This is a genomic window from Halomonas sp. OfavH-34-E, from assembly GCF_024124525.1.
GTDB classification, from domain to species: Bacteria; Pseudomonadota; Gammaproteobacteria; order Pseudomonadales; family Halomonadaceae; genus Halomonas; species Halomonas litopenaei.
The window spans coordinates 17,402-32,631 of sequence record NZ_JAMXRY010000010.1; the positions used below are offsets into that span (position 1 = coordinate 17,402).

A 15,230-nucleotide genomic window follows, 5' to 3' on the forward strand; every position below is an offset into this window, starting at 1 on the left:
AAAAATGGAGGAGGGAGGATGGCCGGGGGGCCATTCTCTGCTCCAGAAAGATGCAGCAGAGTCGCTGTCATGGAGTCCCGTGCCGGCAGGGAGCTGGCCCTGCGCGGACCGTCCCCCCCCTGAACCTTGGTCCGCGCAGTTCTTTTTCTTGCCATCATCGAGCCGAGTGGTCCAACTCGGTCCTCGTCATTTTGTTCTGCTTGATCCCAGTACTTGATCCTACTGCTTGATCTCTCTGGGGGGGGGGCCTTCCTGGAACTGGCAGTCTGCGCGTGCGCATGGCGCCATCGAACCAGCGGTTTGGTGATTGCTCTTTCGTCATTCCTCACGCATGGCCCTAGTGAGCATATCGCCATTGAATCAGTGGTTTGGTGATTGCTCTTTCGTCATTCCTCACGCATGGCCCTAGTGAGCATATCGCCATTGAATCAGTGGTTTGGTGATTGCTCTTTCGTCATTCCTCGCGCATTGCTCTAGCGAGCATGTCGCCATTGAATCAGTGGTTTGGTGATTGGTCTTTCGTCATTCCTCACGCATTGCCCGGGCTAGCATGTCGCCATTGATTCAGTGGTTTGGTGATTGGTCTTTCGTCATTCCTCACGCATGGCCCGGGCGAGCATATCGTTGATCGGTTTGGTGATATAGCTGGCGAAGCTTCTCTCCCCGGTGAGGATCATCACCTCTGCCGGCATACCTGCGACAAGACGCATGTTGTCGGTCAGCTGGGATTTGCCCAGGTCGGTCACTCCGACACGGACCTTGTAGTAGCGCTGGCGGGTGGCTTCGTCCTCGAAGCTGTCGGCGCTGACGCGGACCACCTCGCCGTCGATGACATTGGACAGGCGCTGGTTGAAGGCGCTGAAGCGGATTTCCGCCGACTGGCCGGGGTAGAGGTGATCCACATCGTGGTTGGGGACGCGGGCCTCGATCACGAAACCGTCGCCGGCCGGGACCAGGTCAAGCAGCGGGTCGCCACCACGTACCACGGCGCCCAGGGTGTGCACCTGCAGGTCTACCACGGTACCCGCCACAGGGGCCGTGATCCGCGTGCGCGCGAGGGTGTCATTGAGAGCGACCAGGCGCTCTTCGGCGTCGGCGACCTCGGCCTGGACCTGACGTAGCGCTTCGCCCACCTGCTGTTGAAATGCCTGCAGGCGAATCTGCTTGTTCAGGGTGTTTTCACTGATCTGGGCGCGCAGTCGGGCGATCTCCGAGGCGTGTCCCGCGTTGTCACTCTGGTACTCCAGGCTCTCGCGTTCCAGCTCACGCAGACGCTGGCTGCTGATCATGCCGTCACGAAACAGCTTGCGGTGGTTGGCGACCTCACCCTCCAGCGAGTCGATGCGTTGCTGGGTGATCGAACGGGTTTGCCCCAGGCCGGTGATCTGCTCTTCCAGTTGAAGAATCTGCTGGTCCAGGGCGGCCAGCGTATCGTCCAGCGATTGCCGGCGTACCTCGAACAGCCGCCGCTGCACGCCCAGCACCTCCTGAACCCGCGAATTGCTGGACGCGATCAGTTCCTGTGGAAAGACCAGGCTGTCGCTGTCGGCCTGTTCCGCCAGCAGTCTCACCTCGCTGGCCCGAGTGATCAGGTACTCGGTCTCGGCGATGCGCTGTTGCGCCAGCGCCTGGGTGTCGTCCAGCACGATCAGTGGGTCGCCGGCTTCCACGTGATCACCGTCCTCGACCAGCACGTCGGCGACGATGCCGCCTTCCAGGTGCTGGATCGTCTTGGTGAAGCTTTCCACCGAGACCGAACCGGGGGCGACCACCGACACCGCCAGGTGAGCGGTGACCGACCAGACCCCGAAGCCACCGAAGGCCACCAGCAGGATGGCAAGGCCCCAGCGGCGATAGGGCCGAAGGTCCACCGGTACTTGATTCTCAGGACCCGCGGTGGCCGAGCTCGAGTCGATGGCGGCGGTCTCGACGGGCACCGAAGTAGAGACTTGAGCGCTCATCGTGGTGTCCTCGAGCTGTTGGATGAAGGGGGATCCGTTGGCAGCGGGTTCGATGGCGCAACGCCGGACGGTGCTCGTTGAGAAGAGGGCGTGCCGGCACCGGCGACTTGCTTCACCACCCGTGCCGAGGACACCGTTCCCTTGAGTCTTGCCCCGCCGGCCGGAGAGGGAGGAGCCAGGGACGTCACTCGGCCGTTGTCGAGGAACATTACCCGGTCGACCTGGGCCAGCAGGCGCTGTCGGTGGGTGATCACCAGGGTAGTGGTGGCGAGCCGGCGCAGGCGGACCAGGGTTTCCACCAGGGCTCGCTCACCGCTTTCGTCCAGATTGGAATCGGGTTCGTCCAGCACCACCAGCGATGGTTCGCCGTACAGGGCTCTGGCAAGGCCAATGCGTTGACGCTGGCCGGCGGATAGACCCGTGCCGCCGTGTCCGATGGTGGTGTCGTAGCCTTCGTCGAGCTTGAGGATCAACTCGTGGACGCTGGCCAGGTGGGCCGCCTTGAGTACTGCGTCGGCGTCGACCGGGCCGAAGCGAGCGATGTTGTCTGCAATGCTTCCGGCCAACAGCTCCACGTCCTGGGGTAGATAGCCCAGGTGGGGCCCCAGGGTGCTGCGTTCCCAGCGCAGGATGTCGGCGCCATCGAGGCGTACGCATCCGTCGAGACTCGGCCAGATGCCCAGGGCTACCCGTGCCAGGGTCGATTTTCCCGAGGCACTCGGGCCGACGATAGCGAGTTGTTCGCCAGCCTTGAGGTCGACGCTGATCGCGTTGAGTGAGGCGACGGTCGCTCCAGGCGGGCCGGCACATACCTGCTGGAGGGAAAGCTGGCCCTTCGGGGCGGGCAGCGGCATCGGTGGTGATGGCGCCTCGCTGTCGATGAGTTGGCCCAAGCGTTCGCGGGCGTTACGGGCGGCGATAAAGCTCTTCCAGCCATTGATCAGTTGATCGATGGGGGCCAGAGCTCGCCCCAGCAGGATCGAGCCAGCGATCATCATTCCTGGGGTCAATTCCGCCTTCAGTACCAGCCATGCCCCCAGGCCGAGGATCAGCGACTGGGACAGCAGCCTTAGTATCTTCGAAAGGTGGGTGAGTACACCTGAACGATCACTGGCCCGGGATTGCAGTGCGAGGGAGTCACGGTGCTGCGACTGCCAGCGTCGCTTTACGCTCTCCAGCATGCCCATGGCATGGAGCACCTCGGCGTTGCGCAAGTTGGCGGCGGTTTCGTCGCGGCTGGCGACCTGGTGGCCGCCAGCCTGTTTCAGCAGACCCCGGGTGCAGGCCTCGTTGATCGCGGCCAGGGCCAGCAACAGGATGCCGGCGGCCAGGGCAAAGAGCCCGTAGAGCGGATGAAACAGCGTCAGTACCCCCAGGTAGAGGGGGATCCATGGCGTGTCGAAGAAGGCGAGCAGGGCGGGGCCGGAGACGAACTGGCGCAGCGTGGCCAAATCATCCAGCGCCTGGGTCGAGGTGGCACCCGGACGGCGCAGGGCCTGATCGTAGATGGCCTGATGGACAGCCGGCTGGAGCCGTTCATCCAGGGCATTGCCGATGCGCACCAGCAGTCGCGAGCGAACCCACTCGAGTCCGCCCATGACGGCGAACAGGAACACCACGACCAACGTCAGCATGACCAGGGTCTCGACGCTGCGACTGGCCAGCACCCGGTCATACACCTGCAGCATGTATAGCGAAGGCACCAGCATCAACAGGTTGATGAACAGGCTGAACAGTCCGACGTCGAAGAGGCCGCGTCGGCAGCGAAGTATCGCCTCCCGAATATTGTAACGGGTGGGGGTCATGTAAAGGCGTCTCGTTTTCTGGATTTGCGGCGAAGTTCTGGTGGTGTTGGCAGCCGGAGCGAAGAGCGATGCCTGATGTCGTTTAGCACCTTGTCGTGCAGGGTGTCCGAAGTCTGATGGAATGAAGTATGGAGTTGGCAGGGAGTGAGAGGCTAGGGAGAAGTTCGCCGAAACGACTTTTTTAGAGCTTACAAATCTATGTAAAACGGCATAAAAATGAAGAATCTCAATAGATGTTTCCGTATTCTTTTGTTGAATTTTTGAAAAATTCTGTGCTGTTTTTGTCGACGATTATTGTGAGGAATATTGAAGTCATTGTTTTTAGAGGGAGTAAATAGGTTTTCGGCCGCTTTTAGATGCGTCAAAAAAGTTCTGTTGTGGAAGGGCGAGTTGATCAAGACGAAGTAGTTGGATCAAAAAAAACCCTCAACTTCTGATGTTGGTGTAAGATATTTGCTATTTGTTTCCGAATGTAAAACGGTTTTCATGGGGTATGACATGTAGAAAATATATGGAGTCACCATGAGCAGTAACGATGAGATGGTCAGCCCGATCACGGGAAGAACCGCCCAGATGTTGGTGGTGCCACAGGATGCCGATCTTCTGGTTTGGCAGGCGGAAGAGGGCACCATCATCGACGTTGGCGGTAGACCCTCCGGCGCTGTCACCGAAGTGGTGTCGGGTAGCAACGCCAGGCCCGGTGCTGTCAACAATGCCTATGTGGATCTTGGCAGGGATCCCGGTGATGGTGTCCAGTATGACATCAGTGTCGATACGGCAGGCAGCTACCAATTGACCCTGCGCTATGCCAACGGCAGCAACAGTGATCGTCCGTTGGCGCTTCAGGTGGATGGCGGCGTCACGACGTCGGTGAGCTTTCCTGGAACCGGTGGCTGGAGCAGCTGGCAGGAGGTGACGGTCGAACTTGAGCTTGAGCCGGGTTCGCATCAGCTGTTTTTGTCGATCCCCACGGCGGAACAGGGTGGCGTGGGCCAGGGACCCAACCTGGATCAGCTGACACTGGTAAAGGTGGAAGACGAACCAGATCCCGACCCTGACCCAGATCCTGATCCCGATCCCGATCCGGAGCCGGAAACAGGCATCATGTCGTTCGAGGCGGAAACCTTTACCATCGACGATCAGGAGTCGGATCCAGGCAGCCCGGCCGATACGACGGCGCGTCTGGAAGCCGATGGCGTGGATTCGCTCAGGCCTGGCTACAGTGGCGAGGGTTACCTTGACCTAGGCAACGATGTCGGCGATGCCGGGGTATTCGAAGTCACCGTGGAGGAAGGCGGCAATTTCCGACTGGACGCCCGCTACGCCAATGGAGGCAACGCTGATCGCCCCATGGCGCTCTACATTGATGGCGTCAGGGTAGGCGAGTTCGAGTTTGCTTCCACCGGGGCTGGTGATGATGGTTGGCAACGCTGGCGGGAAGAGTCGCTTGAACTCAAGATCGAAGCCGGGACCCATTCTGTTCGCCTTGAGAATCTCACGTCAGGGGGGGCCAACCTTGACCTGGTCAAGCTGTCTCCGCTCGTCGTCGAGCCCGGCGAGCGTCCGACACTGAAGATCAACTTCCAGCCACAGGGGGCCGACGTTCCCGAGGGCTATGTCGCGGACACCGGCCAGGCCTTTGGAACACAGATGCTGGAAGTGGACGGCAAGACCTACCGCTACGGCTGGGTCACCGAGCAAAGCATTGCCGACGGAACTGAGAACGGCACCGATCCATTGTCGCTGGCGAGTCAGGGTGCTTTTACCCTGGTGGATCGCTCCGAGCGCTTCGTCGGCCTGGACCCGCGCCAGGCGACCTTTGCCCAGATGACCAGCGAGCGCGACGGCTTCGTCGATGCAGGCTGGGAAATTGAGCTGGAGCCCGGCTTCTACGAGGTGACCATGTCGGTGGGCGACGCTTCCGGCAACTTCGACGCCTTCTACGGGGTCAATGCGGAGGGTGTTGCCTTCACCGATGCCTTTGCCCCAGGGCGTCCAGACGACTTTTCCATCGATGCGACGCCGACCAATGACACCGAGGGCCTGCGTTCGGATCTGGTCACTCGGGTGGTTGAGGTGACCGATGGTCGTCTGACGCTGGATGCGCTCGACGTCGACAGCAAGAACGTCAAGCTGCAGTATCTGGAGATCCGACCGCTGCCGGACCTGACTCCGGAAGATGACCAGCCAGCGAGCCTCGACTATGCGCACTTTACCGATGCCCGGGCCATCGCCGGTGTTGCTACCAATACCGTTGTCGTGGATCTGGACAGGGAAGACGGTAGCCTGCCCACCGGAGTCGATCCCACCTCCGATATCTTCGTCGGCGTTCAGGTGGTCGAGGGCCGAGGAGGCGCACTCCTGAAGAGCCTGAGCGATGGTTCGGTACGGTTGTTCGAGACCGTCACCGGCATCGAGGTGGCGTTTGATATCAACACCACCGGCGGTTTCGATTCACTGACCCTTTCCCCCAAGGAAACGCTGAAGCCTTTCACCAGCTATAGCCTGGTGATCGATGGCTTTCAGGATCGTGGCGACAACAGCGACAGCAGTTTGCCGACCCGGGAATTCCTGAAGTACACCAATACCTTCGTTACCGGGCCAGAACCGGATATCCTGCCCAGTGATGTGGCCTTCGAGGGAACGGTGGAGTTGAACGGTTCCGTCGACGGAGCCTTCGGTTTTACCTCCCTCGAGGTCAGCGCCGGGGGTGATGCGCTGTACGTGGTCAGCATGGGCGGCCAGATCGTGCGCTACGCGCTGGACCCTGAGGACGGCTCGCTGGGCCCCGGGGAGGCCCTGTCGCTGGCCCTGGATCCCTTCATGGAGCCCGACGCCGACGCCTTCAACAATCGGCGGGGTATCATCGGCATCGCGGTGGACCCGACCGATCCAAAGGTGTTGTGGGTGACCGACAACTATCCGATCCCGCTGTCCGGACGCGACACCTCGACCCCCGACTTCAGCGGTCGCTTGTTGAAGATTACCCTGGACGAGGGAGACGACTTCAGCGGTAGTGCCGAAGTCTACCTGACCGGACTTCCCCGTTCGGTGGCGGACCACGTCACCAACAGCATCGAGTTTCGGGAAAATCCGGCGTTTGATGCAGAGGCGTCGCCCACTGAACCCTCGCATCTGCTTTACCTGACCCAGGGGTCCAATACCGCCATGGGGGACGGCGACAGTGCCTGGGGCAATAGGCCCGAACGTCTGCTGTCTGCGGCGGTGTTGGAGGTGGATCCGACGCGCTCGCCGCCCGCTGGTGGCTTCGATGTCACCACCGAGCCCCTGCCGGAAGACCAGACACGCTTCCTCGACGTCGACAATGACCTGAAAAATGCCCACATTCCCATGGAGGAAGGGCGCTTTCTGGTGTTTGACGACAAGGGTGTCGCCAGCGTCCAGGACGCTGATGGCCTCGTGCTGGAGAGCTTCTACGATCCCTTCGTCGATGATGCCGTGGTCAAGATCTTCGCCACCGGGGTCCGCAACGCCTACGATCTGGTCTGGCACTCCAATGGCTACTTGTACACGCCGACCAATGGCTCGGCGGCGGGCGGTGCCGTGCCGGATGACCCCTCGACGCTGATCGACGAATCGGCGACCAACGTGGTCAAGCAGGATGACTATCTGTTCAAGGTCGAGCAGGGGGGGTACTACGGCCACCCGAATCCTCTGCAGGACGAGTACATCCTTAACGGCGGTAACCCCACCCGGCTGGAGGACATCAACGAGGTCACGTCCTACGATCCAGGCATCGAGCCCGACCCCAACTATCGCATCGACGATGCCTACTCGCTGGGGGAGAACCGCTCTGCCAACGGCGCGACCGAATACGTCGGTGATACCTTCGGCAATGCCTTCAAGGGCAGTCTGCTGATCACCGAGTATTCCGGAGGAGACGACATTCGCTGGATCACGGTGAATGCCGAAGGCAAGGTCATCGGTGACGACGTTCTTCGGAATGCCGCCGGCAAGGTCATCACCTATACCGATCCTCTGGATATCATCGAGAACCCCGCCACAGGGCGCCTGTATCTGGTCACCTTGAACCGCCGGACCGGCGAGAGTCAGCTGGTCCGCCTGGATCCCGTCGAACCCATGTCGTCCGGCGGGGCTGGCACTGACTCGATGAGGATACTGGCAACCATCCAGGCCGAGGACAACACCCCTGGCGACGGCACCAGCGCCACCATCAGCGAGGGCGGCGCTGCCGAGATCATCATCCGTGAAGGGATCGCCAGTGAGGTGCCGGGGCTGCAGCCGGGCAGCTTTGGCAATGACGGCAATCTGGATGACAACGACGGGGTCGGTGGCGGTTACGCTGATTTCGGCAGGAACTCAGACGATGCCATCACCTTTGGCTTCACCCTGGAAGCCGGTGATGGTGGTGACACCGTACTGCGGGTGCGCTATGCCAATGGTGGCTTTTCGGATCGACCTCTCGAGGTCTTCGTCAATGGCCTGAGTGTGGGTATCGCCGACTTTCCACCGGCACCGGACAGCCTCGAGGGTTCCGATCGCTGGCGTTTCTGGATGACCCAGGATATCGAGGTGAACCTGGCGCCGGGCGATGTCGAGGTGCGTTTGCAGTCGGTGTCCCGGGCTGGGCCTAACGTGGATCAGCTGGAAGTGGTGCACGAGCCTTCGCCCGGTTTCGGCATCTACGAGGCCGAGGATGCACTGCTAAACGGACCTCGAGTGGTCGAAGTGGGTGACGTGCGCGACGTCTCGGAGAACGCCTACGCCGACTTCAGGGGCACGCAAGACCAGACCATCACCTGGTCGATTCGTGTCGAAGAAGCGGGAACCTATGAAATCGGTTTCCGCTACAACCTTTCTCAGACCAAGGCGGATCGACCGCTGTCTTTCAGTATCAATGGTGTCGCCCAGGATGATCTCGACTTCGCAGGGCTGAGTGAGAATAACGCTGACTGGATCTATCATAACGTGTTGGTCAGCCTGAAGGCGGGGATCAATACCCTGGTAGTGACCGCGCCGGCGGCGGTTGGGCCGGACATGGACCTGTTGTGGGTGCCCGACCAGTCGTTGGAAGCGATTCGGGCCGCCGTTCTCGGGCCAGCCGACGCCACCGATGGCGTGCGCATCGAGCTTGAGGATGGCATCTCGGCGCTCAGCGTCGACCCGCGAAGCGCTGACTTCTTCTTCGAGGTCGATACTCGAGGCCTCTACCGGCTCGATCTGGCGGCGAATGCCGGTGTGCTGCGTGGCGAGGATCTGGCCCTCAGTCTCAATGGCAAGCCATTGACCGTGATGTCCTTTCCCGGAGCAGGAACGGCGGGTGAAGAGTCCTACTACGTCGAGCTGGAGCCCGGGATCGAGTACCGCCTGCACATGGTGTCCGATGATCTGTGCAGTCAGCGCATCGACTACCTGGATGTGACGCCAGTCGCAGTCACTGCCGAGGCCGTGGCCCACCTGGAGAGTGGTGACGTCAACTACTTCAGTGATCGCCTGTTGTTCAACTATCTCGATGAAAACGACTTTGGTGGCCCGGATCGGGACTTCAAGGAAAGTGCTACCGCCGTCATTTCCAATGATGGCAGCGACCCGCTGACCATTCTTGATGTCTCACTGGATGGCCCCTTCGTGCTTGCTGACGCGGCGGCCCTTGAAGGGGTGACACTGGCACCGGGGGAATCGCTCGAGATCGATGTATTGTTCGATCGCGCGAATTATCGTCCGCCCGCCAGCAACGCCGATGACGGCAGCTTCTTCGGGAGTCTGAGGCTGGTGACCAACGACGCCGATGCCCCGGTCCAGGAGTTGACGCTTGCCGGGTTCTGGCAGGCTCAGGATGAGGGCGGCTGGGAACCGACCGTCGACGAGGTCTGGAACGTGGCCGGATTCGGCAACCGGATTGGCGGTATTCCGACGGACGGTGGCGCCAGAGGCTCTGCCTTCGATGACTACGGTTTCTATCGCGCCGTCAGCGAGGAGGAAGTGCTGTCGCGCTACTGGACCCTGGCCGACGGGGTCGATGAAGCCAAGGTGAGTCAGATAGTCGCACTGCATGGGGCGGGTGTGGCTGCCTTCGGACTCCACGCCTTCAGGAATACCTCCCAGGATATCAAGTTGATTCGCCACGATGCGGACCAGAACCAGTCCTTTCTGCCGTTGACCTATCTTGATCGTCAGCAACCGGCAGCCACCTTCACCCGAGACGATATTCCTGACAATTGGGGAGGCAACGATCTGTTCGGCCTCGAGGTGGCCACCCTGTCCTCCGATCCCTCGTTGAATCCTCCCGGCAAGGGCAAGCCACCGGCGGATTCGCCGGATCTGGAGCGTGGCTACTACGTTCGCGTGTTCAAGGCGCTGGACGATGAAGGTAACGAGATTCCTGATACCTATCTGGTGCTTCAGGACTATTCCGGATCCAACCTCGACTACAACGACAACATGTTCGTTATCGAGGGTATCAAGCCGATGTACGAAGGCAACGGTGTCCCGCCGGAGGAAACCGACCAGGTGGTGCCATCGTCGCGCTTCACCGTGGCCGCCGAGCAGGGTGAGTCTGCGCAGGAAGTGCCCGATGTGGTCGATCCGCTGGATCTGCAGGGCCTGCCCCAGCAGCAACCCGACGAACTGTTCTGACAGGCTTGCCACTGTCAACCGTGTGAATGCCGCTCCCCCGGGAGCGGCATTTTTCTGGGCGCCGGATCCAGAAAGTAGTTGTCGCTGTTGGCAGACACCGGGTGTTGCAGGGCGTCGACAGCGGCGAAAAGGCGACCTTTGCGTTAGGCTGGTGTCGATTTGAACGGAAGGAGTCATGCATATGCGAACCGCTGGATGGATTGTTTTCCTGGTGATGGCCGTGTTGATGGTGGGCTGCAGCTATGACCCCGCACGGGTCTCGCCGGAGCCACTGATCATCATCGATGACGATCATCGCGACCATCGAGATCATGACGGTGGCGACTTCTGTCCGCCGGGACAGGCCAAGAAGGGTCGCTGTTGAGAAGACGCCGAGTCTGACAACGGCCGCCATGCCCCCGCCACAAGGATGCCCAGGCGACAAGCGTTGAGGTCGCGTGAAGCCGGGCGTTCGCCCCGGCTTGTCAGGCTGTTCGGTGAGCGGCATGGTAGAGGTATCTTCTTCAGGCGAGGCGATCGTGAGCCGGATCGATCTCAGGACCAAGACCCTGGCCAACGAGCACGTCTCCCACGTGCACGGCTACCACCAGTTGATTCTGCCCACCTGCGGCAGTACCGAACTATCCCTTGAGGGGCGGGAGCAACGGGTCACCGCCGAGCGTGGTTGCCTGATTCCAGGCAACTGCCATCACGACTACCTGGGAGACGGCAACAATCGTACCTTCGTGCTCGACGTGCCGGTGGTCTTCGGGCTGCCAGACGTCGACGTGGCCCGACTGTTCGAGCGACCGCGTTTCTTTGCGGTGCCCCCCGAATTGCAGCGACTTGCCGACAGCCTGATGCGGCAACTGGATCAATTCCCCACCCTGGGCAACGATATCGCAGCGCTTCTGTTACGCGCGCTCTATCTCCATCTGGAGGCTTCCAGCGAAACCTGTGCCCCAACACGATCGACGGGCGTCAGCGGTCGGCTCGATCTGCGTCTGCTGGACGACTGGATCGATAGGCACCTGGCCAGCGACATTCGCGTGGATGACCTGGCGTCCTTGTGCGCGCTTAGCCCCGGTCACTTCCACGCCAGCTTTCGCCAGGCCACCGGGATGACGCCGCAGGCCTATGTTCGCCGACGCCGGTTGAGCCACGCCCAGGCGCTGATCCGTCACAGCGAGTTGCCGCTGGGGCAGATTGGGGCGCTGGTGGGCTTTCGTGACCAGGGCAGTTTTTCCCGAGCTTATCGCAGGGTTCATGGGGTGGCGCCCTCCCAGGAGCGCACAGATCCATAGGCTTTGATGAAAAGTGCCTGCGCTCGGTAATACGGCGTTAAAAACCGGATCAAGGTGCTCATTTACACCTTGTAAACTGCGCTCTCTCACCGATTTTTGCCTTGTCTAACCATCGCTCGCCGACTTTTCAAACAATGCCTGGACAGCGATTCAGCCTCTCTCCGCTCTCGCGCTCACCCACCTGTCACTTTTCTCCTCTCGTCGCGGTGACGTTGTGGCCGACGACACGGTTTGCCTGAGTTCCGGGCAAGGTTTTCGTAGTTTCGGGCAAGTTGACGATGGGTTTCGCGCATAGCCTGAAAAGGAGTCACTCGGCGCCGGCCTCGATTCGGCGCCATCAACAATGACAACAACCATGACAACAACCGGAGTTACCGATGTCTTCGACCTCCCTTCCTGCCTCCGCCCACACTGACGATCGTATTTCGGCTGACCGCCGCTCGCGCGACAACCACAAGGTCGGCGCCCGGCGTGGCCAGCCGGCCAGACAGCGGCGACGAGCGCCGATGCTGGCGCTCGCAGCGTTGCCGCTGGCGCTGATGGCGTCCCAGGCGCAGGCTCAGTCCTACGAGATGGCCATCGCTACCCTGATCCCCGAGAACCTGACCAACAACGCCATCTATCCTGCCCTCGTCCACTTCAAGGAACTGGTGGAAAGTCGCACCGAAGGCGACGTCACCGTCAGCATCTTCGGTGGCGGCCAGATGGGCTCCGAAGTCGAGACCGGCTCCCAGGTCCAGGCCGGTGGCAGGGCGCTGCAGTCCGCCATTCTGACCTCCGGCGCGATGTCGTCGTTCTACCCCGAGTATCAGGCGGTGACGGCCCCCTTCCTGTTCGATGACTGGCGCCAGGCCTGGGCCTTCTTCGATGGCGAGTGGTTCGCCGACTTCATGCAGGGCGCCATCGAACAGGCGGACATGCGCTATCTGGGGACCTTCGATGATGGTGGCGGCTTTGTCGCCTTCACCAACAACGAGCGGCTGATCAAGACCGTGGATGACCTCGAGGGGCTCAACATCCGCACCGAGGAAAACCCGGCCCACGTCGCCACCATGGAGGCGCTGGGTGCCTCCGCCACACCGCTGCCGTGGGGCGAGCTGATCACCGCGCTGGAGACCGGACTCGCCGACGGTCAGTTCAACGCGCCGGTGATCAACACCACCTTCGGCCTGGACGAGGTGACCGACTACACCACCCTGACCGGGCACGTGTACAACAGCGCCAGCTGGATGGTCAGCGAGAGCTGGTTTCAGGAGCTGCCCGAGGAGCACCAGCGGGTCATCACCAACGCCGCCCGTGAGGCGGTCAGCCTGAGCCATGGCGCTTCCGGCATGCTGGCGACCGCCAGCTGGCAGACGTCCTGCGAGATCTTCGAGGAGTGCTACCTGATGCCGGCAGAAGAGCGCCAGCGCATGGCAGAGGTGGCGCGTCCGGCCTGGAAGAGCTGGATCGTCGACGACTTCGGACTCGACGCCGCCTTGATCGACGACCTGCTGGCCGAGGTCGATGGCCTGCGCCAGTCGCTGCCGCAAGAGGCCTACAGCCGCTACGGCCAGTGATTGTCGCGGCGGGGCGGCCAGGCCGCCCCGCCAGTGCCCACCGCCTTGCCCGAGTTCTCCTGTCATGTCATCACTGCGATCTCTTCAGGCCTGGCTCCAGCGCCTGAGCGACGGCGTCAATCGCCTCGCCATCGTGTTCTGCGTCGGCTGCGTCCTGGCCATGCTGGGTATTTCGTTCACCGGGTTTCTGTACACCCTGTTTACCGGCGGGGCGCTCAGCTGGACCTATTCCCTGGCCCGCCTGTTCTTGCCGTGGATCGGGCTCATCTCCTCGACCATCGCGCTGCATTCCGGCGAGCACGTGGCCATGACACTGCTGGTCAAGCTGCTGCCGCGCCCGCTGGTGGTGCTGGCAGCCGGCGCGACCCTGGCCGTCATCGGCGCGCTGGCGGTGTTGATGATGTTCTACGGCTGGGACTTCTTTTCCAACGCCCGCCAGAGCTACATGGTGTCCGACAGTATTCAGATTTCCTACAAGTGGACCACCTTCGCGGTGCCGCTGACCGGCGCCATCATCGCGCTGCATCTGGTGCACGGCTTTGCACTGCTCGAGCACTTCATCGACAGCGACGCGGTGATCGAGCAGGCGATCCATTCCAATGACAATGGCGCCGGCAGCAACGCCGAGCAGGCGGTCGACAGCCGTGTCGAATCCTCCGATCCCTCTTCACCACAAGGCGACACTGTCGCCCGGGAGCCACGCCCATGACCGCCGCGATTCTGGCCTTTATCCTGGTGTTGGCAATCGGCGCCCCGGTCGCAGTGGTCATGGCGATCTCGGGGGTTGCCGGGGTCTATGAGCTGGGCGGCGAGCGCCTGGTGGGGATCATCGCCGATCGCATGTTCTCCGGTGTCTCCGGCTACATGCTGATCGCCGTGCCGTACTTCATCTTTACCGCCGAGTTGATGAACCAGGGCGGGCTGACCCAGAAGCTGATCGCCTTCAACAATGCGCTGTTCGGTCGGGTGAGGGGGGCGCTGTCTCACGTCAACGTGACGGTATCGCTGTTCTTCGCCGGGCTGACCGGGGCCGCCATCACCGATACTGTGGCGATCGGCAAGATCATGATTCCGGAGATGAAGAAGCAGGGCTACGACGCCGAATACGCGGCGGCGATCACCGCCTGTTCCTCGATCATCGGGCCGATCATTCCCCCAAGCGTGGTGATGGTGGTGTACGCCACCCTGCTGCGGGACGTCTCGGTCATCGACCTGTTTGCCGGAGGCATCGTGCCGGGCATTCTGATGACCGTGGCGCTGCTGGCCACCAGCATCGTGCTGGCCTGGCGGCGGGGCTACCCCAAGCAGGCGCCGACGCCGCTGAAGATGGCTCTGCTGGCATTCTTCTCGGCGCTGCCGGCCATGCTGGTGCCATTGATCATCCTCGGCGGGATACTCTCGGGCATGACCACCATCACCGAAGCTTCAGGCTTTGCCGCAGTGTACGCGATCCTGATCGGCATGCTGTTCTATCGCAACCTGACCCTGGCCAAGGTGGCCCAGGCGCTCGTGACCACGGTCAAGTTTTCCGGTGTCGTGTTCTTTCTGCTGGCGACCTCGGCGGTGCTCGGCTGGTTTGTCACCCGCTCTGGCGTCGCCCGGGAGGCGGCGAGCCTGATCACCTCCCTGAGCGATGTCGCCTTCGTGCAGATCTTGCTGGTGTGCCTGTTGCTGATCGTCATCGGCACGGTCATGGATGTACTGCCGGCGCTAGTGGTCATCGGCCCTGTGGTGGTGCCGGCGATGGTCAGCCTGGGCTTCGATCCACTGCACTTCGCCATCGTCATGATCGTCACCCTCAACATCGCCAACGTCACGCCACCGGTGGGCATGACGTTGATGACGGCGGCAAGAATCGCCCAGGTCCCCTACGAAAAGGCGATCCTGGCGTCGCTGCCGTTTTATACCGCCTTTATCCTGGTAGTGGTGTTGCTGGCGGGTTTTCCGGCACTATCGACATGGATCCCCTCGCTGCTCGACTGATGTGAGCAGTGACGGAGCGTC

General features: G+C 61.6%; 8 protein-coding genes. 6 read left to right on the top strand and 2 right to left on the bottom strand.

Features of this window, described 5'->3' with window-relative positions:
* Nucleotides 1–590: 590 nt before the first annotated feature.
* Nucleotides 591–1,961, bottom strand: a complete 1,371-nt coding sequence (locus tag NH448_RS06385) for an HlyD family type I secretion periplasmic adaptor subunit (RefSeq protein ID WP_253028566.1) — start codon at nt 1,959–1,961, stop codon at nt 591–593.
* The gene (locus NH448_RS06390; RefSeq protein ID WP_253028567.1) at nt 1,958–3,766 is read right to left on the bottom strand and encodes a type I secretion system permease/ATPase; all 1,809 of its coding nucleotides are present in this window, start codon (nt 3,764–3,766) and stop codon (nt 1,958–1,960) included. Before NH448_RS06390 ends, NH448_RS06385 begins: the two co-directional genes overlap by 4 nt.
* 522 nt (nt 3,767–4,288) lie before the next feature.
* Between NH448_RS06390 and NH448_RS06395 the strand changes: the two genes are divergently transcribed.
* From NH448_RS06395 to NH448_RS06420, 6 genes are all read left to right on the top strand, one after another.
* Nucleotides 4,289–10,384 carry a carbohydrate-binding protein gene (locus tag NH448_RS06395; RefSeq protein WP_253028568.1) on the top strand — a complete coding sequence of 2,032 codons (6,096 nt, stop codon included), beginning with the start codon at nt 4,289–4,291 and terminating at the stop codon, nt 10,382–10,384.
* Between the two features lie 181 nt (nt 10,385–10,565).
* Nucleotides 10,566–10,748 (top strand): hypothetical protein, encoded by a 183-nt coding sequence (locus NH448_RS06400; RefSeq protein WP_045994856.1) that lies wholly within the window; start codon nt 10,566–10,568, stop codon nt 10,746–10,748.
* A gap of 154 nt (nt 10,749–10,902) precedes the next feature.
* The gene (locus NH448_RS06405) at nt 10,903–11,667 is read left to right on the top strand and encodes an AraC family transcriptional regulator (protein ID WP_253028569.1); all 765 of its coding nucleotides are present in this window, start codon (nt 10,903–10,905) and stop codon (nt 11,665–11,667) included.
* A 506-nt stretch (nt 11,668–12,173) separates the two neighbouring features.
* Complete coding sequence (gene dctP / locus NH448_RS06410) at nt 12,174–13,226, top strand: TRAP transporter substrate-binding protein DctP (RefSeq protein ID WP_045994863.1); 1,053 nt, start codon at nt 12,174–12,176, stop codon at nt 13,224–13,226.
* A gap of 64 nt (nt 13,227–13,290) precedes the next feature.
* Nucleotides 13,291–13,935 carry a TRAP transporter small permease gene (locus NH448_RS06415; RefSeq protein WP_253028570.1) on the top strand — a complete coding sequence of 215 codons (645 nt, stop codon included), beginning with the start codon at nt 13,291–13,293 and terminating at the stop codon, nt 13,933–13,935.
* Nucleotides 13,932–15,209, top strand: a complete 1,278-nt coding sequence (locus NH448_RS06420; RefSeq protein ID WP_108132764.1) for a TRAP transporter large permease — start codon at nt 13,932–13,934, stop codon at nt 15,207–15,209. Before NH448_RS06415 ends, NH448_RS06420 begins: the two co-directional genes overlap by 4 nt.
* Nucleotides 15,210–15,230 lie beyond the last annotated feature (21 nt).